Origin of the sequence: Pseudoalteromonas sp. S554 (genome assembly GCF_005930865.1) — a bacterium.
In the GTDB taxonomy this organism is placed as follows: domain Bacteria; phylum Pseudomonadota; class Gammaproteobacteria; order Enterobacterales; family Alteromonadaceae; genus Pseudoalteromonas; species Pseudoalteromonas marina.
In genome coordinates, this window is record NZ_PNDV01000001.1 from 159,985 (window position 1) to 181,015 (window position 21,031).

Sequence of the window (21,031 nt, forward strand, 5' to 3'; positions counted from 1 at the left end):
TGTCGTAATTAACTTTGTAGCGCTGAACTCAGGTGCAAAAAATAGCAAACCACATTAATAGTTTTTAATTCAATTATATTTTTTGTTTATTAATCAATTAAGCTAATTAATGTATGGCATACTCAAACACACATTAATTTCAAGGTGTGTAATACATTATCAGCACCATAAATACTTACTGAACACATATTTTAATTTAACAATAGTGCAGCACACTTAGGGTCACTACTATGAGCAAGTCAATTATAATTCGCGATGCGAAGCCAAGCGATGCCAAAATTATCTTAAATTTTATTACAGAGCTTGCGATATATGAAAAAGAGCCAGATGCGGTCAAAACAAATGAGCAAGCTATTTTAGATACATTATTTAGCGAAGGCGCCACAGCGCACAGTATTATATGTTTAGATGGCGATGAACCTATAGGCTTTGCAGTTTATTTTTACAATTATTCTACTTGGCTAGGTAAAAACGGTTTGTATCTTGAAGATTTATACGTAAGTCCAGATAGCCGTGGTAAAGGTGCTGGTAAAGCCATAATGAAGCATTTAGCTAATAAGGCGTTGAGCAATAATTGTGGTCGTTTTGAATGGGTTGTTTTGGATTGGAATAAGCCTGCTATAGATTTTTATGACAGTATAGGTGCAAAGCCCCAAACTGAATGGATTATTTATCGATTGACGGGTCAAGAGTTAATAGATTTTGCTAAATAGTTAAGTTCCGATTGTGGCTAGCAATGGTTAAAAATTTATTTAAACTTTGTGCTGGTCACTTATTAAAAGAGCTATTTATGATTTCATCTTACTGGCAAAAAGCACGTCAAAGTCGCGATCACCGATTTGATGGTCTTTTTTATGTTGCGGTTAAAAGCACGGGTATTTACTGCAGGCCTATTTGCCCAGCGCCTACTGCGCTTGAAAAAAATGTTATTTATTATGAGTTTGCTCATAATGCAGCGCAAGACGGTTTTAGGCCTTGCATTCGTTGTAGGCCTGACAGTGCACCGGGAAGTGCGGCTTGGCAAGGGGTCAAAACAACCGCTTTGAGGGCAAAGCAGCTCATTGACCAATACGATGAACATGATTGCGAAAAGTTAGCTGAAAGGTTAGGAGTGAGTAGCCGATATTTAAGACGTTTGTTTAAACAACATTTTGGTTTGTCGCTTACGCAATATCGTTTATTTAAGCAATGTCATTTTGCAAAAAAGCTGATACAAGAAACGCATTTATCGCTAACCGACATTGCATACGCGGCAGGTTTTAAAAGTACAAGGCGATTTAACGATGCTTTTTTCAAACAATTAAATATGACACCATCAGCACTGCGTCAAAATACCAAAATTCAAAGTACGTCACTTACCTTAACCCTTCCTTTTAGGCCTCCTTATAATTGGCTTGCTTTACGCTCGTTTATAGAAAAACGTTTAATTAAACCTGTTGAATGGATTTCGGAAAATAGCTACGGGCGTACGTTTTCAAATACGCTTTATAAAGGATGTTTCACTGCCGAATTTATCGAAAGTAAACATCACTTTAAAGTAAAGGTAGAGATAGACGACACGCAATATTTGCAAACAGTTATAAATAACATACGGCGGGTTCTAGACTTAGATGCTGATATTAATTTAATAGAAACTCATTTAAATAAAAACATAAACAATGCATTCACACTGTGTAACGGACTTAGGTTGCCAGGTATTTGGTCAGAGTTTGAGGCTGGTATTAGGGCTGTGCTAGGACAACAAGTAAGCGTAGCCGCAGCGCATAGCTTAGTCACTAAACTAGTTGATGAGCTCGGAGAAAAAGACGTAAACCATGTGTATTTTCCGAGTGCCGAACAGGTAGCACAAAGCAGCTTTGATTTTTTTAAAATGCCACAAGCGCGCAAAAATGCGCTACATAATTTAGCTTTGTTTTGCACCAATAACCCTGGCAATAGTGACTTAGATTTATGGCTTGACTTAAAAGGAATAGGCCCATGGACTGTGAACTATGCAAAATTAAGAGGGCAAAGCCAACCCGATATATTACTTGATGGTGATTTAGGAATTAAAAAAGCACAAGCTGCGGCAAGTTCGTTTAACAGTGAAAAGTGCACCCCATTTCGTTCCTATTTAACGTTTCAACTTTGGCAGCAACTATCATGATTATTCAAACATACATAACAAGTCCCATAGACAATATAATAATTCAAGCAACTGAAAAAGGGGTGAGTTACGTTGGCTTTTATCCGCTTGAAACCTACCCACATGTGCCTCTTGCTAAAGTAACTAATGAGCCGATATTAAGCTGTGCGCTGCAATTAAAAGAGTATTTTAATAAAAAGCGTAAAACATTTAATGTTCCATTGGATACTAAAGGGACTGAATTTCAAAAAAGTGTATGGAACGCACTTCTGGATGTCCCTTACGGTAAAACCAATACGTATGGTGATATTGCTCACGCATTAAATAACCCAAAAGCGGTAAGAGCGGTGGGGGCAGCTAACGGTAAAAACCCAATTAGCATTATCGTGCCTTGTCATAGAATTATTGGCGCAAATGCAACGCTAACTGGATACGCTGGTGGACTCGAAAGAAAACGCTGGCTCCTAAAACACGAAGGGGTTTTGTGAATTAGTAGCCTTAAGGTTTGTATCATATATTATAAAGGTTACACTATAAAAAATACTCTAATAAAAAATAGCTATGCAATTTAATACATTATTTAATATATATATCTTTTTATGCATCGTACCTATTAATGTTGCAAACGCCGCTGCTAAAAAGTTGCTTTTTTGCTATGAAGACAAGGAAATTGCGCCAATGTTTTTAGGTACAGGGCAAGAGATTCCGATTCAAAGGCCCGGAGCTTCGGCAGACGTACTCCGGCTATTAGATGATGCGGTTGATGGCGTTGATATTGAGTTTGTGAGAAAACCTTGGCGAAGGTGCTTGAAGGATCTTGAATCAAATAAAGTAAATGCAGTTATTGCTAGCTTCAGAGAAGGCAGAGAGCAAATAGCCGTTTACCCAATGGATGAAGATGCAAAACCTAATGCTCAGTTTGCTATTAGCAGGTTTGGCAGCTGCTTGTTAGGTCGTGATAAATTTCGATCGCAATGGCAATCACGTGATAAGTTTAATACCAAAACATTTACAATTGCTGTGCCAAGCGGTTATGGCTTGAGCGCTGTTTTAAAAAAAGAACCTCTTTTTGTTCACGAGACGGTGTCTAAAGAAAATGCATTTGAACTACTTAACAAAGGGGTTGTGGACTCAAGCATAGATATTTGCCAAGTTGATAAAATTAAAGCGTCTAGTTACCCTTATAGTGACACCGATGTAAAAGCACTATTTCCCCCATACGAATTTACGCTTGGTTATTTAGTTTTTTCGCATCAATTTTATGAAAATCATCCGACGCTTAGTCATAAAATGTGGCAGTGGGTTAGTGAATTTGATACGGCTCCTATCTACATTGATTATTTAAATTCTGCCAAACAACCTAAAAACTAATACTTTAAATCATAAGCTTATTTGGCGTTTGAAATTGGTATTCAGTGCATATTAGGGTAGCATAAGCGCACTTTTTGTAACTTGGCACCATCATGGCTCAATTATACTTTTACTATTCTGCAATGAATGCGGGAAAATCTACCACCTTATTACAATCGGCTTTTAATTATAAAGAGCGAGGTATGGAGCCAGTTATCCTCACTGCAGCTATTGACGATAGAGAAGGTGTTGGCAAGGTTTCGTCTCGAATAGGTTTGCAAGCAGATGCACATGTATTTGATGCAAGTAAAGATGTGTATGAGTTGATTCAATTGCTTAACAATGAAAAAAAGCGCCATTGTATATTAGTCGATGAATGTCAGTTTTTATCCAAAGAGCAAGTCATGCAGTTAACTGATGTAGTAGATGAGTTAGGCATTCCTGTGCTTTGCTACGGTTTACGAAACGACTTTAGAGGTGAGTTGTTTGTTGGCTCTCAATACCTACTAGCTTGGGCTGATAAATTAATTGAGCTTAAAACGGTGTGCCATTGTGGGCGCAAAGCCAATCACGTATTACGTACCGATGAAAATGGTGATGCGATTGCCGATGGTAATCAAGTTGAAATTGGCGGCAACGATCGTTATGTATCGGTATGCCGCAAACATTACAAAGCCGCTTTAAATATGGGCCGATAACGCGTTAATAAAGGTGTCTATATCTTTTCGAGTTATCCCTAAATGCGTGACTAGCCTGAGTTGTTTACTTGGGCTTATTAGAACACCTTGCTGTTTTAGCTTCGCAGCTATATCTACAATATTAAAATCTTCATCACAAGATGCATACACCATATTGGTCGTATTACTCATATCTACGTTAAAGCCTTCAAGTGAGCTTAAACATTCAGCTAGGTAGCGCGCATTAGCATGATCGTCTTTTAAGCGACTTATGTTATTTTCAAGCGCATATTGCCCCGCAGCAGCGAGCATTCCGGCTTGTCGCATACCACCACCAAGTACTTTACGCCATCGCCTAGCTTTATTTACCAACGAAGATGACCCCAATAATAAAGATCCAACCGGTGCACCTAACCCTTTAGATAAGCAAATAGACACAGAGTCAAAATGTTTCGTTATTTGTTTAATATCAACTTCTAACTCAACTGATGCATTAAACGCACGTGCGCCATCTAAATGCAGAGCTAAACTATGCTCATTAACAAAGTCCCGTGCTTGGGCGAGGTACTCGAGGCTAAGTACTTTACCGCCAATGGTATTTTCTAGGCTTAGTAATCGCGTTTTTGCAAAGTGGCTATCGTCTGGTTTAATTGCAGCGGCTATTTTATTGAAATTAATGGAACCGTTTTGTTCGTTTTCTATCGGTTGTGGCTGTATAGAGCCTAGAACTGCTGCACCACCACCTTCAAATTTATAATTATGCGCATTTTGGCCACAAATATATTCGTCCCCACGTTCACAATGTGCCATTAAACCAAGTAAATTTGCTTGTGTTCCAGAGCTGCAAAAAAGTGCGGCTTCAAAATTAAAACGAGTAGAAGCGAAGTTTTCTAGGTTATTTACACTTTCATCGTCGCCATAAACATCATCACCGACTGGTGCACTGTACATGATATCGCGCATTTCTTTTGTTGGCTTGGTGACCGTATCTGAACGAAAATCTATCATATTTTTCCTTTTTCTTATTTAATCAAGTTCATTACAAATGTGTTCACGCGTCTCTTTATCAAAGTAACTCCAAGCAAGAAATCGGCTAACTTTTTGCCCTTGAGCCATATCAATAATTTTATATTCCGCAATTGGGTATGTTTTTAGTTTTGCTTCAAGTGCACTAAGTGAGTCTTTTTTTGAGACTAAAGATGTAAACCACAACACTTGTTGTGCAAATTCTTCACTTTCTGCAATCATTGTTGTAATAAATTGTACTTCACCACCTTCGCACCAAAGCTCGTTGTTGTTACCACCAAAGTTAAGCGTTTTACTGGGCGCTTTTCCTAAGTTTTTCCATTTTCGTTCACTTCCTTTTTTTGCCTCTTGTTCGCTTGCATGAAATGGCGGGTTACAAAGCGTTAAGTGATATAAATCTTTTTGGTTTATAACACCTTTAAATATATTAGCCGGTTTTTTTTGCAGCTTAACCGTTATTTTTAAGGCATTAAATTGTGCAATTTGTTTGGCTATTTTAACCGAGACAGGGTCTATATCTGAGCCAGTGAAGTGCCAGTTATATTCACTCGTCCCTGTTAATGGATAAACTAAATTTGCACCAGTACCTATATCAAGTACTTTAACCTGCTTACCTTGAGGGATTGTTTGTTTATTATCTTCGCTTAATAGATCGGCCAAGTGATGGATATAGTCTACTCGCCCTGGTATTGGTGGGCATAAGTTGTGCTCGGGAATATCCCAAAATTCAATATTATAGTGCGCTTTGAGTAGCGCTTGGTTGAGTGTTTTTACTGCTTTATTATTTGCAAAGTCAATACTTTTAGTACCTGCAGGCGTGTTAACTATATAAGGGCTTAAAGCCGGCAGCGCAGCTGTTAGTAAGCTAAAATCGTAACCGTTATTATGCTGATTGCGTGGGTGTAGTTTTGCACGTGGTGTATTTTTAGTCATGAATTTATTTTAGCAATCTATATCAATAGTTAATTGTAACAAATCCTCGTAATTAAAGTGCAGACAATTACTTTGGCATATTTAAAAATACTGGTACGATGAGTTGAGGGTAACAATAAGGATTAAGCGTGGCCATTTCTCAACAATCAATAACTATAAATTTAGCAGATAAACAAACACTGCATTTACGCAAAATATTCGATGAACAACAAAATGGTCCCATCGTATTCTTTATGCATGGTGCAGTCGAAAATGGCAAAATTTTTTATACACATAGTAATAAAGGTCTTGCTCCATTTTTAGCTGAGCACGGATATCGTTGCTATGTCGCTGATCTGCGTGGGCGCGGAGAAAGTAAGCCTGTTATATCTAAATCTGCTGCCTATGGGCAAACCGAAGCTATATTAGAAGATATTCCCGCGTTTATTAATAAAATTGAGCAGCTCGAAGGTTCTAAACCAGATTACTGGGTGGCCCATTCGTGGGGTGGCGTTTTAATGAATAGCGTATTTGCACGCTTTCCACATTATATTGATGATGTAAAAGCATGTGTTTACTTTGGTTCAAAACGCTCACTGTTTAACAATCATCCAAAAAAGTTACTTCAAGCTAATTTTATTTGGTATTTTATGGCGCCATTACTAGCTAAAAAGCACGGGTATTTACCTGCAAAGCGCTTAAAGTGGGGAAGTGACGACGAAACCCAAAAGTCGCATTATCAAAGCATGCAGTGGGCTAAAAAAAAGCCTTGGGTTGATTCCGATGATAATTTTGATTATGCAAAAGCATTGCGTTCACTTCATTTGCCACCTACGCTACATATTGCAGCGGTTAAAGATAAAGCATTGGCGCAGCCAGTTGATATTCAAAGGTTTATTGATGAATCTGGCCCTGGTATCCAACAAATGCGTATTTATGGTCGTCGCCATGGACACCGTATAGATTACGACCACATAAATATGTTAACTCATCCAATAGCCCGTAAAGAGCAATTTAACGATTTACTTCAATGGTTTAAGAGTCACCCTTGTTCATTAGCTTGAGCAAGGGGACTTGGTATCGTTCCCATTTACTAACGGCATTTGTATTTACTGGCTGGCGAACAGCTTGTTTGCTCAGTGTTGTGACGGCTCTTTTTTGATTGTAAAACGATAAGCAGTTTTGCTCATATTTACACCCTAAAAACTCAAAAAGAGTATTTAATTGGTCTTCAGGATTATTTACTAAGTCTTCATAGGCTAAATTAAACACAGGTAATCTTAAAGTATTCCAATGTGTCATTAGTTTTTCATATAAGCCATGGTAGTGCTTAAATTCAGTTAAAGAGCAAAAGTACGGCTCGTTCTCAGCAAAATAATTACTAAATACAGAAAATGCTGTGGCATTAACGTTACGTGATAAATTAATAAACTTAGCGTTTGGAAATAAAATATAAATCAGCCCGAGCGATTGATAATTGCTTGGTAGCTTATTAATAATAATCGGCCTTAACGGTGTCGCTGTTTTTAGTGTATCAATATAAATATTACGAGCTTGATTAATTAGGCTAGGCGTTAAATTGGCTAAGCACTGAGGATACGGAGTTTTGGTTTTTTGCTCTAAAAAGGCAACAACATTATTACTAATACTCGTGTTTTCGCCTAGGCTTGAACATTCGCTATGACTTATAAGCATTTGCTCTAGTAGAGTTGACCCGCTTCTTGGCATGCCAATTATAAATACAGGCGTGATTGTTGCGGAAAAGTCTTCTTCACGTGAAGCTAATAAATCTAGAGTACTGTATTTAATGATCTGATCATAAAAAGGGTCAAGCTCTTTGGTTGTAAACGTACTCAATTTATATTGTAGCGTATTTGCTAGCTCAAAATAGTTAAAAGCTTGATCTGTATCGTTTAGTTTATCGTAACTTTTGCCTAATGCGTAGTAACACACCATTTTAAGACGTAGGTTGTTAGTTTGAGTTACTAAGTGATGCAAATTACTAATGTAATTGTGTTCTTTATTAAAACGGCCAAGTTGTACTAATTCAAACAAAATATAGGCTGTGACAGGGTATAAGCCCATACTCAATGCGTGTGCAAATGTTGTGTGCGCTTTATCCAAATCACCATGTGTTAAATAATGCTGGGCTAAGTAATAATGTGGTTCAGGGTTATGGCTTGCTAGGCTTTTTGCATATTCTAATACGGTAAGTGCGTCCTGTGGTGAATTAACACCATTAAAAGCGTCTGCCAATGCGTGAAGGGGTTCTAACATGTGGGGTAAACGTTCGCAGGCTTTTTGTAGTAAATAAACTGCAGCATCAAACTTTTCTAGTCTCAGTGCTATTTTACCTAAACCAAATAAGGCTTCGCCATTTTCGGGTTCAGTAGCAAGTATCGTTTTGTAATGAAATTCAGCTTCTTTGAGCTTATTTTGTTCGAGTAGTTTGTTGGCTTTATCTAGTAGCATAGTGGGGCATTTTATTTTTTATTTACTATAAAATAAAAAAGGCGAAATGTCTTAACATTTCGCCTTAATGCTTTCATTCTAAAAATTAGAAAGTATACGTGGCCTTAGCGTAGTAGAAACCACCGTTAATACCGTAAGGAGATGTTTCGTAGTATTTACCACCCCAGTTATTATTTGGGATATCCGTTGCATCTTGGAAATCAAGTTTTTCAGCATCTTGGTCAAGTAAGTTTTGTGCACCTACAGAGAAGCTGATTGAATCGTTCACAAAGTACGTAATTTCTGCATCAAGCGTTACAGATGCATCTGCTGTTTTAGCTGTTGCATCGTAATCAACGTGAACACCTTGATATTCGCCATAGTAGTTAAGACGAGTAAACGCAGAGATTGACTCCCACTGTTGTGCCCACGTAAGTGTTGCACGGTGGTTAGGTAAGTCTTCTTCTAGGCGTTTAACTTTAAACTCACCCGTAATATCACTGAACTTAGTTACTTCAGTTTCATTCCAGTTGTAAGCAAGGCTAAATGTAGAGCTGCCACCTAAAATATCTGCTGTGTAATTAGCTACAACATCAACACCTTGAGTTGTTGTATCAAAGTCATTAGTGAAGAAACTAACTTGCGCAAGACCTTCAACATTAGGTACACCCGCAGCTGAAAGTGTATCTTTATCAGCTTGGCTAAGCGTAATTTTTTCAGATTGACTGATACGGTCTTCAACTTGAATGTTGTAGTAATCAACAGTTAGGAACAAATCGCCAATTGTATAAACTGCACCAAATGTATAACTTTGCGATTCTTCAGGTTGTAGCTCCGTACCACCAAGTTGAACAGCAACAGGGTTTGTTGGTGGTAATAATGCAGAATCTCTTAACACACCATCACTTAAGTTTGTTTGAACGTTACTTACGTTTGCTTGACCAACGGTTGGTGCACGGAAACCTGTGCTAATTGAACCACGAATATTTAGATCTTCAGTTACATGATACTGAGCCATTAATTTGTAGTTTGTTGTGCTACCAAACGAGTCGTAGTCTTCAAAGCGAAGCGCTAAGCCCATTAAGAAGTCTTCTGTAAATGGTGCTTCAACGTCGACAAATGCTGCGTAGTTACGGCGTGTAAACTCACCTGCTTGCGACGGCTTGAATCCAGGGAAGCCGTTTGAACCAATGCCAAAACCTTGCGCTGTTAATGGGCCCGCAGTGTATGATGCTTCATCACCTGAGATGATTGTAAATGTTTCTTCATGCCATTCTAAACCACCGGCTACGTTCACATCATATGCTAGGCCAAAGTCGTAGCCTTTAGATAGGTCTAAGTTAAAGTTTTTCTCTAACTGCTCATATTTACCAGGGCTAAAGTCGCGCGGTGTGTCTGGGCCTAAAGATGCATTCACCGTGTTGTAAATAAAGTAACGTGATTCATTTAAACCCACAGTACCACTCAGGTCATACAATACGTCTTTCATAAAGCCGTCTGTAAATTCACCTTTTGTACCAATGGTTAAAGAGGTATCAGTGATGTTGCCACCAAAGTTTGGTGTAAAACCACCCGGGATCATTTCGTTAAATGCAAAACAATCTGGGTTGTTAGCTACGCCGTTTACGTAAGCCGGGTCGTCTAATACATTACCATCTGTAATTGAAATGGTAGGACAGTTACCGCTCATGTCGTCAGTTAAGTCTGCAACAAGGAGTGTTGCGCCATCATCGTTTGAATATACACCTGAACGAGTATGCGGGTTACGGTAGTAAAAGCCACCACGTACATCGCGCTCAGAGTAGTTACCAAACATGTAAAATTGTGAGTTGTTTGTTAAGTCTAGGCCTACATTACCAAAAAGTGAGATATCGTCATCAACTTCTGGTGCACCCCAAACTTGAGCAAGAGACGAAACATCAGGTACGCCTGCTGCTGCAAAACCTGCTGCATCTGGGCGTTGAACTGAACGACTCGTTGCATCTGCTGTTTTGTATTGGAAGCTTAAGTTTGCAAAACCACTGTCTGTAAACGGTAAACCTACGTTACCAGAAATTTGAGTAGTATCGCCGTCGCCTTCAAAATATTGACCTTTACGAACTTCAAACTTACCGCCTTCTGAAGCGTCTTTTAATTGGAAGTTCATTACACCTGCAATAGCATCAGAACCGTACTGAGCGGCTGCACCGTCACGAAGTACTTCTACTTGTTTAATTGCAATGCTAGGAATAACTGAAATATCGGCGCCTTGTGCACCATCGTTAATACCACCGCCTAGAAATGCGATTACAGATGCACGGTGACGACGTTTGCCGTTTAAAAGTACTAACGTGCTGTCTGATGGTAAACCACGAAGGTTAGCAGGGCGGACTAGTGATGCTGCATCACTAATAGGGTTTTGATGAACGTTGAAAGAAGGAACTGAGCCTTTAAGAAGTTCTAGCATGTCAGTGTTACCTGACTTTTCTAGCTCTTCGCCACCTATGATATCAATAGGAACGGGTGAATCACCAATTGAACGTGGAGCTGAACGCGTACCTACTACAGCAATTTTCTCTACATTCTTATTAACTTTAACTTCGCTTTGTTCATCTGCTGCTATTGCAGAGCCCGAGATGAATAATCCGGCGGTGGTTGTGGCTAATGCAAATTTAATCGCTTGGTTTAGCGTATTATTTTTTAATTTCATTCTAAATTTCCCCAGTTAGAATAATTTTGTTTTAGGCGTACTTTAAAGCACGCCTTAATCATAATTGTGGAACGAACAGAGTGGTTTTACGCGATTGAAGTATCGAATCAAAAGAGCGTAAATACTCACCTTCTGTTAACTCCTGAATACAGACTATACATAAAAAACAACAAGAGCAATTATTAATTAACTATTAAATAACAAAACTTTAATTAGGTAAAAAATCCAAAGGTGGTGCATTTTAGTGCTACTTATAACCATTTGTGTGCAGGTTAAGATGTAATTGGGAATATTAATGCAGGTGGGGAAGGGGTTTTCGAGGTTGGCTTTTTAAATGGCATCCTGTTTTTTTGTTTTAGTTTGCAAATTTGTTAATTTCCATGTTGCTAATTTTTCTCTATATTCATCCCACACACATGAATAACAATTGCCACTGCCGCAACATTCATCAGATTTTGGTTTTTCAGGTTTTTGTGGAATTTGAGTTGTTAAATCAGTCATAGTTAATACTTTTTGGCACTAGTTTGGTGCAAAGGATAAAGTATAGTCATAATCAAGTAAATTATTCTTTGTTAACCCAACAGCATGTGTGAAAATATAGAAATGCGATTATATAAAGTTATTCACCGTGCTCCTTGGCGTGTAGTAAAAATTAGTAAAAAGCGTCAGCAGCTTCGTTTTCGTCGCGCTATGGTGGCGCTTAAAATTGCACTTGCACAAGAAAAACAAGAAACCAAAGAAATGTTGGCCATATATAAGCGTTATACACAAGGGCAAACAAATAGTGCAGAGCTTAAACGAGCGAATGAGCAGTTTGTCGATATTTTAAAAGGCCTTGGGTTGGGCGTATTTGCTGTGCTTCCTTTTTCACCCGTTACTATTCCACTTGTTGTTAAGCTAGGGCGGTTAGTGGGGGTGGATGTATTGCCCAGCTCGTTTAGCATTAATAAATCAATAAAAGAACTTGATAACGAAATAGAACAATCGCATCAAGAATCAGTTAAAAAAAATATACACAATAAATAACACTAAAAACCCGACAATTAGCGATACCTTTTAATAGTGCTTATTGATATGCTCGTAAGAACAATTTTTACAAATTATGAGCTATTTAATGAGTGCATTACTTCGCAATACATCTTCTGGTATTCCTTTATCATTTATTCTTAAAAGCGAACTCTCTGATTGGCAAGCAAAGCAGCCTACATTTATTCAAAATTGGCTAAACAATACAGGCTTTGAAAAGCAAGGTTTAGCGTTAATTCCCGATAGCAATTCGGGGGAGTTGTCCCAAGTAATTTGTTTAATGCAAAGCCCAAACGACTTTTGGGCTGCTGGCAATTTGGCCAATACGCTACCAGTGGGTAGTTATCAAATTCAAGGTGACGATACGTTTATAGAGTTTGTGGCATTAGGATTTGTTCTTGGTGGCTACGAATTTAGTGAATACAAAGAAAAACCGACTGTTAAAGCCGAGTTGTGTATTGGCGATGAACAGCTTTACACGCGTATCAAACAGCAAGCGGAAGCTATTTTTTTAGCGCGTGATTTAGTAAACACGCCTGCCGTCGATATGATGCCGCAACATTTATCGCAAGTGATGGAAGATTTGGCTTCAACTCATGGCGGTGATTTTTCACAATGGATAGGCGATGAATTGTTAGAGCAAAACTACCCAACTATTCATATGGTAGGTCGTGCAAGCGAGAATAAACCGCGTTTGCTTGATTTAAAGTGGGGAGCAGATGATGCGCCACTAATAACGCTTGTTGGTAAAGGTGTGTGTTTTGACTCTGGCGGGCTCGACTTAAAGCCAAGCAATGGTATGCGTAATATGAAAAAAGACATGGGCGGTGCTGCGCATGTTATTGCATTAGCTCAGCTGATTATGGCTGCTAAATTGCCTGTCCGTTTGAGAGTATTAGTACCGGCGGTTGAAAATGCGGTGTCGCGAAATGCATTTCGCCCGGGCGATGTTGTAAAAACGCGCAAAGGTATTATGGTTGAAATAGATAACACGGATGCTGAAGGACGTTTAGTTTTGTGTGACGCGTTAAGTGAAGCACAAAACGATAATCCGGAGCTTATTATTGATTTTGCAACATTAACAGGGGCATGTCGTGTAGCGTTAGGTACTGAGTTACCTGGTTTCTTTTCTACAGAGCGTGATGTAGCAAATGGTATAATTGATGCAGGAATCAGTGTGAATGACCCTGTTTGGCAGTTGCCTTTATTTGAGCAGTATCGTGGATTTTTGAAAAGTGATGTCGCAGATATGGCTAATAGTGCAAGTACACCATTTGGTGGCGCAATTACCGCCGCACTTTACTTAAAAGAATTTGTAGAGCCAACCACGCCTTGGGTGCATTTTGATGTGATGGCATGGAATTTACGTGCGCTGCCAGGTCGCCCTGCTGGCGGTGAAGCACTTGGCATTAGAGCCGTGTTTAACTATTTGCAAAACCGCTTTAATCATTAATTACCCGTAAAACATTAGCGCTATATGAAGCTTAAACTTCATATAGCTCTAGCGGTAAATCATCTGGGTCGGCAAAAAAAGTAAATTTTTTACCTGTAATTTCATCAATTCTAATCTCTTCAACTGCCACACTTTTACTTTCTAAATATTCTTTTGCTTTAGTTACATTGTCGACTTTAAACGCTAAATGGCGTAAGCCTTGTGCTTCCGGGTAACTAGGCCTTGAGGGCGCACCCTCAAACGAAAACAACTCAACTTGACTACCATCAGGCATTACTAAGTCTAACTTATACGAATTACGCTTTTTCCTATAATGCTCGTTAATAATGTTGAGTTTTAAAATTTCACTATAAAAATGTTTAGAGCGAGGATAATTACTGCAAATAATTGCAGCATGATGAATACCTAAAAGCTCCATAAATTTATCTTCCTTAAATAAAAAACGCACTAAAAAGTGCGTTTTAATTATACGTTTTTAAAGCAAGCTTATTCAGCGTCTTTACATGCTTTTACAGCTGGCGCCACAAGCTCTAAACCTGTTTGGGTGCAAGGTGCTAATTGTGCGTCGCTAACGCTAATTGGAGTTACACGTTCGCCCCATTTTATGTAGCTTGCAGCCCATGTTAAACCCGCGCCAAAAGCCGCAGACATAATATTTGAATGAGGCTTTATTAACCCTTGTTCAACTGCTTCACATAGAGCAATAGCAATGGTTGCAGCTGATGTGTTGCCATAATCTGCAATGTTAACCATTACTTTTTCATCAGGTACTTTTAAACGGTGCTGGATTGCCTGAATTATGCGTAAATTAGCCTGATGTGGTACTAGTACGTTTATGTCGTCTAGGCTTAAATTAGCTTGCTCGAGAACGTCGTCACAGGCTTCACTCATACCTTTTACGGCACGCTTGAATATCTCTCTGCCTTCAAATAGCAGATCAGACGGGCCAATGGGTTCATATTTGTTCAAATCACTACCAAAGTTAGTAATATGAAGAATGTCGCGGTCTTCACTATCGCACCCTGTTTTAGTGCCAAGTAAACCTGCCGGTGTTTCTGCAGCTTCTAGTACAACAGCACCAGCGCCATCACCAAATAGTACTGCACTGTCGCGGCGCGCCCAGTTTACATACCAAGTCATTCGTTCAGCAGCAATAACGACCGCTTTTTTGATCATGCCTGCTTGAATTTGCGCAGTAGCAGCTTGTAATGCATATAAAAAGCCAGAACACGCAGCATTCGTATCCATGGCGGCTGCGCCTGTTGCGCCAATATTTTTTTGCACTTGGGATGCCGTATTTGCAACAACTGTTGAAGGCGTACAGGTTGCAAGTATGACAAGATCAATGTCTTTTGCGTCAATACCTGCGCAAGCAAGTGCGTGTTTTGCTGCAACAGTTGCCAGCTCTGCCGTGCTTACATGGCTTACACGGCGAGATTTGATGCCAGTACGCGTGGTTATCCACTCGTCGGTGGTATCAACTATTTCGCTAATTTCATCGTTGCTAATACTTGCTGGTGGTATGCATTTGCCCCAACCAGTGATATGTGCGTATGGCATAGTGTGTTCTCTTAAGGTGGTATAACTTCAATTTATTACCGGCAAGTTATACCAAAATTCGACTTATAAGACTAGTTTATAGCATGCTTTGTATCGTAAATATTCGCTATTAAAGGTTTTTTAGAGTAAAGCTAGTATAAAAAAGGAGCATGTATGAAAACAACACTCATAACATTATCGTCAATTGTATTGGCAGTGTTCGTTAATAATGTAAACGCAGCACAATCTAAAATCATTTACGCAGGTAGTTTACTTGTAGCACCTGAGCAGGCATTAAAAAAAGAACAAACCTTAGTTGTTACCAATGACAAAATAACGGCTATTAAAGACGGTTATGTATCAAAGTCAGTACTTAATTTACCCGATGCTGAAATAGTTAATTTAAAAAACCAGTTTGTTATGCCAGGTTTGATTGATATGCATGTGCATGTAACTTTTGAACGTGACGCTAAAGCAAACCCACACCGTTGGGCTACAGAATATGAAGCCGATTATGCGCTTCGTTCTATTAAATATTTACAGCGTACGCTTGCTGCCGGCTTTACGTCGGTGCGTGATTTAGGCAGCGACTATCAAGTTATTTTTCCGTTAAAACGCGCAATTGAACGACAAGACATTGCAGGACCTCGTATTTTTGCAGCGGGTAATACAATATCGCCAAGCGGCGGTCATGCTGATATGCATGGCTACAGAAAAGACATAACCGATGTTTTTAAAACGACATTAGGCATTTGTAATGGCGCTGACGATTGCCGCCGTGCTGTGAGAGAAGTTATTAAAAGTGGTGCTGATGTAATTAAAATTACTGCAACGGGTGGTGTGTTGAGTAATACCGCAGCGGGAGTGAATCAACAACTCACTGATGATGAGCTGTCAGCTATTGTAGATACAGCGCATCATTTAGGGCGAAAGGTAACAGCGCATGCCCACGGAACAGAAGGAATTAAAGCAGCACTTAGAGCTGGGGTTGACTCAATAGAGCACGGGTCTTATTTAGATAAAAAAACAGTCGATTTATTCAACAAAACGCAGGCCTATTTAGTTCCCACACTGCTTGCTGGTGCCACGGTAAGTGAAGAGGTACTTACTAATCCTAATATGCCAGCGGCAATTGCCAATAAAGTGCGAGAAGTAACGCCTAAAATGCAGGCATCGTTTAAGTTAGCGCTTAAAAACAAGGTAAACATTGCCTTTGGTACCGACTCGGGTGTATCGCGTCATGGTCTTAATGCAAACGAGTTTGGTTTAATGGTTGATAATGGAATGAGTGAGGCGCATGCAATAAGGTCAGCCACAGTGTATGCTGCTAAATTGTTAGGGCAAAGCCATCAGTTAGGCGACTTGAGTGTTGGTAAACAAGCAGATATTATCAGCGTAAACGGCTCACCACTTGAAGACATAAACGTACTTAAAAACGTGCAATTTGTTATGAAAGCAGGGCAAATTTACAAGCAATAGGGAAGCACATGAGCAGCAAAATTAAAGCGTCGTTGTTTAATCATTTAATTGAGGCTGAGCGTCAATTACTTGAGCCTGAAGTTCGCCAATCAGAGCGTGCACTCGACGCTTTACTCGATGATGAGTTTATCGAAATTGCTGCTAATGGCACGTCGTTTAATAAATACCAAGTACTCACACGCCTACCTACTGAAGTGGTGCCGCAGTTTTATAATCAGCATTTTAAAGGCCGAATGTTGAGTATAGATGTGGCGCAAATAAGTTATCAAGCAGCGTATAGGCGCTCAGCCCGTGCCGAATTTAATTATTCACTTCGCATGTCGTTATGGCGTAAAAATAGCGCACAGCAATGGCAAATGGTGTTTCATCAAGGCACACCGTGCGCTGCTTTTACAATTTCAATGGACGACGAGTAACGTTTTACCTCAACTCATTTTTATATATTAAATTGGAAAATCATTGTTTTGTTAATGCAAACTGATCCCACTATCAGCCGTTTACTTATGCTACGAAGCGGCGCCATTGCAGTACAATTAATTGCAGTATTAAGTGTTTATTTTTTACTTGATTACCAATTGGCATTACTGCCCTTACTTGGTGTTATTGCTTTAGAAGCTGCGTTTCAATTAGTCAGTCTATTTGCTTACCGACACGTTAGCCACGCTAAACCCTCGGTTATGCTGATGCAACTCACTGCTGACGTTTTGTTTTTAACTGTTTTGCTTTCTTTAAGTGGCGGCGCAACTAATGCATTTGTGTCGTTATTATTACTGCCCATTATGATAGCAGCGGTAACGCTACGTGAAAAAGGCTTAGCGTATATTGCTTTGCTTGCCATTGCTGCATACAGCTTTTTGTTAATAAACATGCCCGATCACAGTATGCATCAAATGAACATGAGCGGTCACTTTGTTGGCATGTGGGTTAACTTTGTTTTAAGTACCAGTGTAATAGCGCTTGTGATAGGGGCTATGAGCCGTGCACTAAAAGAACGCGAACGCGTCATTGCTAAAGCACGAGAAAAACAACTACGAAATGAGCAACTAGTAACGCTTGATGGAGCTGCAGCACAAATAACTCATCAGTTAGCAACACCGATAGCTAACTTACAACTGTTGTTTGAAGAATTATTAGAGGAGCAACCAAACAATACTATAGTTAAACAGATGCAAACCCCACTTGAACAATGTCGCGATCAGCTCAATATTTTTAGAGCGCTATCGGAGCAAATACGGGTTAAAAATGCTAAAGATCAAATAACCATAGCTCAATTACAAACAGCCATTAACGATACCTTTTTATTACAATACCCCGGTCAACATATAAAATGGTTTTCACCTTCCATTAATGCGATTCTTTTAAGTGATGCGATGTTATTGCCTGCTATATTAAATTTATTGCAAAATGCAGCTACGGCTAATCAAAAACAAGGTAAAACAGAGCTTGAGTTAAGCTGGGAGCTTAACCAGCAAGATCAATGTATAGACTTATTAATCCGTGATTTTGGCGATGGTTTTACGCCCTCACAACTAGCTGAACTAGGGGGGCAGGTAATGCCTAGCGAACAAGGCATGGGTTTGGCCGTGTTGTTATCTAACGTCACGTTTGAGCGACTAAATGGCTCGCTAACCTTATTTAACCATAAAGAAGGCGGTGCCGTAGCAAAGGTTAAGTTAGCCATTATTAATAACGAGCAAACAGCATAATGAAGTTACTAATAATTGAAGATGATATAAATTTAGCCAGTACGCTTGCTAGGCGTTTAACTAAGCAAGGCTTCACCTGTGATGTTGCGCATAACCAAAGTGATGCGCTACTTCGTGCGCGCCAAATAGTACCCGACTCTATTTTATTAGACATGAAACTTGGGGACGACAATGGCTTAATGCTTATAAAGCCACTGCGCAACTTATTAGAAAATACACATATAGTCTTATTAACTGGGTTTGCTAGCATTGCCACTGCGGTTGAAGCAATGCGCTTAGGGGCAAACGATTATTTAACTAAACCTATTGATATGGCAACATTATTAAAAGCACTTAATAACGAAACAAGTGAGCTTCAAACGAGTATTGATGATGCTGTTATGTCGCCTGAACGCTTAGAATGGGAGCATATTCAGCAAGTGCTACACAGTAATAATGGCAATATATCGGTCACAGCTAGGCAATTAAATATGCATAGACGCACATTGCAACGTAAGTTACAAAAAAAGCCGGTCCAGCACTAATCGCTTAAGGAAAATAAATGAGTGAAAATGCAGTCACACTAATGCGTAATCGAAAAATTATATTATTCGATGCGCAGTGTAAATTATGTAGTGCGTGGTGTAATTTTATAATTAGTAACGATACCAATGCCATTTTTAAACTATGCAGCGTGCAATCCCCAAAAGGTGAACTGCTATTAACTCACTTTGGTTTTTCAACTACCCAATACGCTTCAATGGTGTACTTACAAAACGGCAAAGTGTTCACACAAAGTCACGCTTTTTTTGAAGTAGTGAAGCAGCTTGGTTACCCTTACAAACTAGCCACTATTTTTAGTGTTTTCCCAAACAGCTTTAATAATTGGCTGTACGATAAAATTGCTCTAAACCGTTATACCTTATTTGGAAAATATCAGTATTGCCGTATCCCTTCTAAAAGTGACGAACTTCACTATTTATAGAATCAATTAGATGCCCTCAAACAGTAGCTGTGCTAAAATCGCCGCGTTTTAAATTATCAGGGCTTTGAAATGGCAAGTACAGCGCACGCACTCCACATATTGGTTAAGCACAAAGAAATAGCAGAAGACATTATTAAGCAATTAGGTAAAGGTGCAAAATTTCAAACCTTAGCTAAAAAATATTCGTCGTGCCCATCGGGTAAAAAAGGCGGTGACTTAGGTGAATTTAGACGCGGGCAAATGGTTCCACAGTTTGACAAAATAGCCTTTAATGGCGCTATTTTAGAGCCACACCTAGTTAAAACTAAATTTGGCTGGCATGTTATTAAAGTGCTTTATCGTACTTAGTTCACTTTAATTAAAGATGTATCTTTGGGTATATAAATAAGGCTGCAATGTGCAGCCTTTTTTTGTTTTATTTATCTGATCTTTTGAACTCTATAGTCACATCTAAACCTGTATCTACCTGCGCAATGCCATCAACAACTTTTGGATGGTACTCCCATCTAGATAACGCACTTTTTGCTTGCTCATCAAAAACATTTGAAGGTTCTGATTTAATTACTTCAATGTTTACCGGTTTCCCAGATTCGTTAACATCAAAAGACATGGTAACAAAGCCTTCTGTTTTATTATTAACTGCCGCCATAGGATATTTTGGTGCGCTTCGCGTTTCTACTTCAGCAGAAGGACGATCTTGTAACGGTGTCGTTGAACAACCAAATAGAAAAAGAGATGTAATTATTGTTAGTGAATACTTCATTTTAAATTTCCTTTTAATTATATTTATATTAAACAAGTACCTGTAATAGGTTTACTTTAACCCATGTACCCACTCTGAACAAATTTATTTTCTCAAGCTTTGGTACTTTACTAATTAGGTTGTCAATAAAAACACTTATTATAAACAGGTGTTTAAAGTCGTCATAAACGTTTAAGTTTTAATTTTGCATCAAGCATCTTGCTTGGCTTCTTCTTCGCTAATTTGTTTTAGTGCTTGAATAAATGAGTCGCTTGGTTGTCCGCCAGTGAGTGCGTATTTATCGTTTATGATAAACGTAGGGACTGAGGTAATACCCATTTGTTTAAAGTTATTTTGCTCTTGGCGTACAGCTTGAACGTATTTGTCTGAGTGCAAAATATTTCGGGCTTCTTCTTTATCAAGGCCAACACTTTCGACAACATCAAGCAGAGCGTCTTCTTGGTTTAAGTATTTTAAATCGGTGAAGTGCGCTTCAAAAAATGCGAGTTTTAACTCGGTTTGCTTACCTTCTTCACGTGCCCACATTAATAAACGATGCAAATCAAAGCTGTTGATCATGATACGTTTGCCATCAAAGTTAAACGTAAATCCAGCACGCTTTCCTGCTTCGAAGATGTTTTTACGATTTTCATCGCCTTGTTCTTCAGTTAGGTTGTACTTTTGCATTAAATGCTCGTTTAAGTCTTGACCTTCAACTGGCATATCTGGATTTAGCTCAAAAGGATGCCATGTAATATCTGCACTCATTTCGTCTTTAAGTTGGCCAAGTGCTGTCTCAAGATTTTTATAGCCTACTACACACCATGGGCACATTACGTCTGACACGATATCAATTTTAAAATTTTTCATATTCATCCTTTTGCGGATTGCT

General features: G+C 39.0%; 23 protein-coding genes. 14 read left to right on the top strand and 9 right to left on the bottom strand.

Annotation, left to right across the window (positions count from 1 at the left end; all coding sequences use genetic code 11):
- Nucleotides 1-230 precede the first annotated feature (230 nt).
- From CWB65_RS00695 to CWB65_RS00715, 5 genes are all read left to right on the top strand, one after another.
- Entirely contained in the window at nucleotides 231-713 is a 483-nt protein-coding gene (locus CWB65_RS00695) for a GNAT family N-acetyltransferase (RefSeq protein WP_008126160.1), read from the top strand.
- A gap of 77 nt (nucleotides 714-790) precedes the next feature.
- Entirely contained in the window at nucleotides 791-2,146 is a 1,356-nt protein-coding gene (locus CWB65_RS00700) for a DNA-3-methyladenine glycosylase 2 family protein (protein WP_138739606.1), read from the top strand.
- On the top strand, nucleotides 2,143-2,613 hold the full coding sequence (locus tag CWB65_RS00705; RefSeq protein WP_039037591.1) for a methylated-DNA--[protein]-cysteine S-methyltransferase: 471 nt from the start codon (nucleotides 2,143-2,145) through the stop codon (nucleotides 2,611-2,613). The genes CWB65_RS00700 and CWB65_RS00705 overlap by 4 nt, the downstream gene beginning before the upstream one ends.
- A 190-nt stretch (nucleotides 2,614-2,803) precedes the next feature.
- On the top strand, nucleotides 2,804-3,496 hold the full coding sequence (locus CWB65_RS00710; RefSeq protein WP_249365004.1) for a transporter substrate-binding domain-containing protein: 693 nt from the start codon (nucleotides 2,804-2,806) through the stop codon (nucleotides 3,494-3,496).
- Nucleotides 3,497-3,588: 92 nt separating this feature from the next.
- Nucleotides 3,589-4,173 carry a thymidine kinase gene (locus tag CWB65_RS00715; protein WP_006791636.1) on the top strand — a complete coding sequence of 195 codons (585 nt, stop codon included), beginning with the start codon at nucleotides 3,589-3,591 and terminating at the stop codon, nucleotides 4,171-4,173.
- Here CWB65_RS00715 and ltaE read toward each other — a convergent pair.
- Together ltaE and rlmF are read right to left on the bottom strand one after the other, a co-directional pair.
- Nucleotides 4,156-5,160, bottom strand: coding sequence for a low-specificity L-threonine aldolase (gene ltaE / locus CWB65_RS00720; protein WP_138739608.1), 1,005 nt, complete (start codon nucleotides 5,158-5,160; stop codon nucleotides 4,156-4,158). The two genes, CWB65_RS00715 and ltaE, sit on opposite strands and share 18 nt — an antisense overlap.
- Nucleotides 5,161-5,178: 18 nt before the next feature.
- Complete coding sequence (rlmF, locus tag CWB65_RS00725) at nucleotides 5,179-6,111, bottom strand: 23S rRNA (adenine(1618)-N(6))-methyltransferase RlmF (protein WP_138739609.1); 933 nt, start codon at nucleotides 6,109-6,111, stop codon at nucleotides 5,179-5,181.
- A gap of 128 nt (nucleotides 6,112-6,239) precedes the next feature.
- Here rlmF and CWB65_RS00730 point away from each other — a divergent pair, with 128 nt between their 5' ends.
- Entirely contained in the window at nucleotides 6,240-7,154 is a 915-nt protein-coding gene (locus CWB65_RS00730) for an alpha/beta fold hydrolase (protein ID WP_010556770.1), read from the top strand.
- Here CWB65_RS00730 and CWB65_RS00735 read toward each other — a convergent pair.
- From CWB65_RS00735 to CWB65_RS00745, 3 genes are all read right to left on the bottom strand, one after another.
- The gene (locus tag CWB65_RS00735; RefSeq protein WP_138739610.1) at nucleotides 7,126-8,562 is read right to left on the bottom strand and encodes a tetratricopeptide repeat-containing sulfotransferase family protein; all 1,437 of its coding nucleotides are present in this window, start codon (nucleotides 8,560-8,562) and stop codon (nucleotides 7,126-7,128) included. The genes CWB65_RS00730 and CWB65_RS00735 overlap by 29 nt on opposite strands.
- Before the next feature lie 85 nt (nucleotides 8,563-8,647).
- Nucleotides 8,648-11,230: a TonB-dependent receptor plug domain-containing protein gene (locus CWB65_RS00740; protein WP_138739611.1), complete on the bottom strand. Its 2,583-nt coding sequence runs from the start codon at nucleotides 11,228-11,230 to the stop codon at nucleotides 8,648-8,650.
- Between the two features lie 330 nt (nucleotides 11,231-11,560).
- The gene (locus CWB65_RS00745) at nucleotides 11,561-11,731 is read right to left on the bottom strand and encodes an oxidoreductase-like domain-containing protein (protein ID WP_138739612.1); all 171 of its coding nucleotides are present in this window, start codon (nucleotides 11,729-11,731) and stop codon (nucleotides 11,561-11,563) included.
- Nucleotides 11,732-11,833: 102 nt separating this feature from the next.
- Here CWB65_RS00745 and CWB65_RS00750 point away from each other — a divergent pair, with 102 nt between their 5' ends.
- Together CWB65_RS00750 and CWB65_RS00755 are read left to right on the top strand one after the other, a co-directional pair.
- Nucleotides 11,834-12,256 (top strand): hypothetical protein, encoded by a 423-nt coding sequence (locus CWB65_RS00750; RefSeq protein WP_033018928.1) that lies wholly within the window; start codon nucleotides 11,834-11,836, stop codon nucleotides 12,254-12,256.
- An 88-nt stretch (nucleotides 12,257-12,344) separates the two neighbouring features.
- Complete coding sequence (locus CWB65_RS00755) at nucleotides 12,345-13,709, top strand: leucyl aminopeptidase family protein (RefSeq protein WP_138739613.1); 1,365 nt, start codon at nucleotides 12,345-12,347, stop codon at nucleotides 13,707-13,709.
- A 31-nt stretch (nucleotides 13,710-13,740) separates the two neighbouring features.
- Here CWB65_RS00755 and gloA2 read toward each other — a convergent pair whose 3' ends face one another.
- Both gloA2 and CWB65_RS00765 read right to left on the bottom strand, forming a co-directional pair.
- Nucleotides 13,741-14,127 (bottom strand): SMU1112c/YaeR family gloxylase I-like metalloprotein, encoded by a 387-nt coding sequence (gene gloA2 / locus CWB65_RS00760; RefSeq protein WP_138739614.1) that lies wholly within the window; start codon nucleotides 14,125-14,127, stop codon nucleotides 13,741-13,743.
- A 68-nt stretch (nucleotides 14,128-14,195) separates the two neighbouring features.
- Nucleotides 14,196-15,269: a ketoacyl-ACP synthase III gene (locus tag CWB65_RS00765; protein WP_006791646.1), complete on the bottom strand. Its 1,074-nt coding sequence runs from the start codon at nucleotides 15,267-15,269 to the stop codon at nucleotides 14,196-14,198.
- A 153-nt stretch (nucleotides 15,270-15,422) separates the two neighbouring features.
- Between CWB65_RS00765 and CWB65_RS00770 the strand changes: the two genes are divergently transcribed.
- The 6 genes from CWB65_RS00770 (at nucleotide 15,423) to CWB65_RS00795 (ending at nucleotide 19,745) form a co-directional block, all read left to right on the top strand.
- Nucleotides 15,423-16,727 carry a metal-dependent hydrolase family protein gene (locus tag CWB65_RS00770; RefSeq protein WP_138739615.1) on the top strand — a complete coding sequence of 435 codons (1,305 nt, stop codon included), beginning with the start codon at nucleotides 15,423-15,425 and terminating at the stop codon, nucleotides 16,725-16,727.
- Between the two features lie 8 nt (nucleotides 16,728-16,735).
- Nucleotides 16,736-17,143: a nuclear transport factor 2 family protein gene (locus CWB65_RS00775; RefSeq protein WP_008126189.1), complete on the top strand. Its 408-nt coding sequence runs from the start codon at nucleotides 16,736-16,738 to the stop codon at nucleotides 17,141-17,143.
- Between the two features lie 54 nt (nucleotides 17,144-17,197).
- Entirely contained in the window at nucleotides 17,198-18,433 is a 1,236-nt protein-coding gene (locus CWB65_RS00780; protein ID WP_171047552.1) for an ATP-binding protein, read from the top strand.
- Complete coding sequence (locus tag CWB65_RS00785) at nucleotides 18,433-18,957, top strand: response regulator transcription factor (protein WP_138739617.1); 525 nt, start codon at nucleotides 18,433-18,435, stop codon at nucleotides 18,955-18,957. Before CWB65_RS00780 ends, CWB65_RS00785 begins: the two co-directional genes overlap by 1 nt.
- 17 nt (nucleotides 18,958-18,974) lie before the next feature.
- A complete protein-coding gene (locus CWB65_RS00790; RefSeq protein ID WP_138739618.1) occupies nucleotides 18,975-19,397 on the top strand; it encodes a thiol-disulfide oxidoreductase DCC family protein in 423 nt (140 codons plus the stop codon).
- Nucleotides 19,398-19,466: 69 nt separating this feature from the next.
- Nucleotides 19,467-19,745, top strand: a complete 279-nt coding sequence (locus CWB65_RS00795) for a peptidylprolyl isomerase (RefSeq protein ID WP_004588770.1) — start codon at nucleotides 19,467-19,469, stop codon at nucleotides 19,743-19,745.
- Between the two features lie 67 nt (nucleotides 19,746-19,812).
- Here CWB65_RS00795 and CWB65_RS00800 read toward each other — a convergent pair whose 3' ends face one another.
- Complete coding sequence (locus CWB65_RS00800) at nucleotides 19,813-20,160, bottom strand: energy transducer TonB (RefSeq protein ID WP_138739619.1); 348 nt, start codon at nucleotides 20,158-20,160, stop codon at nucleotides 19,813-19,815.
- A 189-nt stretch (nucleotides 20,161-20,349) separates the two neighbouring features.
- Nucleotides 20,350-21,009 (bottom strand): DsbA family oxidoreductase, encoded by a 660-nt coding sequence (locus tag CWB65_RS00805; RefSeq protein WP_138739620.1) that lies wholly within the window; start codon nucleotides 21,007-21,009, stop codon nucleotides 20,350-20,352.
- Nucleotides 21,010-21,031: the final 22 nt, after the last annotated feature.

What these genes read in the sequence shown, in the direction of transcription:
- CWB65_RS00695 (WP_008126160.1), top strand. Translation starts at nt 231, where the DNA reads ATGAGCAAGTCAATTATAATTCGCGATGCGAAGCCAAGCGATGCCAAA.
- CWB65_RS00700 (WP_138739606.1), top strand. Translation starts at nt 791, where the DNA reads ATGATTTCATCTTACTGGCAAAAAGCACGTCAAAGTCGCGATCACCGA.
- CWB65_RS00705 (WP_039037591.1), top strand. Translation starts at nt 2,143, where the DNA reads ATGATTATTCAAACATACATAACAAGTCCCATAGACAATATAATAATT.
- CWB65_RS00710 (WP_249365004.1), top strand. Translation starts at nt 2,804, where the DNA reads ATGTTTTTAGGTACAGGGCAAGAGATTCCGATTCAAAGGCCCGGAGCT.
- CWB65_RS00715 (WP_006791636.1), top strand. Translation starts at nt 3,589, where the DNA reads ATGGCTCAATTATACTTTTACTATTCTGCAATGAATGCGGGAAAATCT.
- ltaE (WP_138739608.1), bottom strand. Translation starts at nt 5,160, where the DNA reads ATGATAGATTTTCGTTCAGATACGGTCACCAAGCCAACAAAAGAAATG.
- rlmF (WP_138739609.1), bottom strand. Translation starts at nt 6,111, where the DNA reads ATGACTAAAAATACACCACGTGCAAAACTACACCCACGCAATCAGCAT.
- CWB65_RS00735 (WP_138739610.1), bottom strand. Translation starts at nt 8,562, where the DNA reads ATGCTACTAGATAAAGCCAACAAACTACTCGAACAAAATAAGCTCAAA.
- CWB65_RS00740 (WP_138739611.1), bottom strand. Translation starts at nt 11,230, where the DNA reads ATGAAATTAAAAAATAATACGCTAAACCAAGCGATTAAATTTGCATTA.
- CWB65_RS00745 (WP_138739612.1), bottom strand. Translation starts at nt 11,731, where the DNA reads ATGACTGATTTAACAACTCAAATTCCACAAAAACCTGAAAAACCAAAA.
- CWB65_RS00750 (WP_033018928.1), top strand. Translation starts at nt 11,834, where the DNA reads ATGCGATTATATAAAGTTATTCACCGTGCTCCTTGGCGTGTAGTAAAA.
- CWB65_RS00755 (WP_138739613.1), top strand. Translation starts at nt 12,345, where the DNA reads ATGAGTGCATTACTTCGCAATACATCTTCTGGTATTCCTTTATCATTT.
- gloA2 (WP_138739614.1), bottom strand. Translation starts at nt 14,127, where the DNA reads ATGGAGCTTTTAGGTATTCATCATGCTGCAATTATTTGCAGTAATTAT.
- CWB65_RS00765 (WP_006791646.1), bottom strand. Translation starts at nt 15,269, where the DNA reads ATGCCATACGCACATATCACTGGTTGGGGCAAATGCATACCACCAGCA.
- CWB65_RS00770 (WP_138739615.1), top strand. Translation starts at nt 15,423, where the DNA reads ATGAAAACAACACTCATAACATTATCGTCAATTGTATTGGCAGTGTTC.
- CWB65_RS00775 (WP_008126189.1), top strand. Translation starts at nt 16,736, where the DNA reads ATGAGCAGCAAAATTAAAGCGTCGTTGTTTAATCATTTAATTGAGGCT.
- CWB65_RS00780 (WP_171047552.1), top strand. Translation starts at nt 17,198, where the DNA reads ATGCAAACTGATCCCACTATCAGCCGTTTACTTATGCTACGAAGCGGC.
- CWB65_RS00785 (WP_138739617.1), top strand. Translation starts at nt 18,433, where the DNA reads ATGAAGTTACTAATAATTGAAGATGATATAAATTTAGCCAGTACGCTT.
- CWB65_RS00790 (WP_138739618.1), top strand. Translation starts at nt 18,975, where the DNA reads ATGAGTGAAAATGCAGTCACACTAATGCGTAATCGAAAAATTATATTA.
- CWB65_RS00795 (WP_004588770.1), top strand. Translation starts at nt 19,467, where the DNA reads ATGGCAAGTACAGCGCACGCACTCCACATATTGGTTAAGCACAAAGAA.
- CWB65_RS00800 (WP_138739619.1), bottom strand. Translation starts at nt 20,160, where the DNA reads ATGAAGTATTCACTAACAATAATTACATCTCTTTTTCTATTTGGTTGT.
- CWB65_RS00805 (WP_138739620.1), bottom strand. Translation starts at nt 21,009, where the DNA reads ATGAAAAATTTTAAAATTGATATCGTGTCAGACGTAATGTGCCCATGG.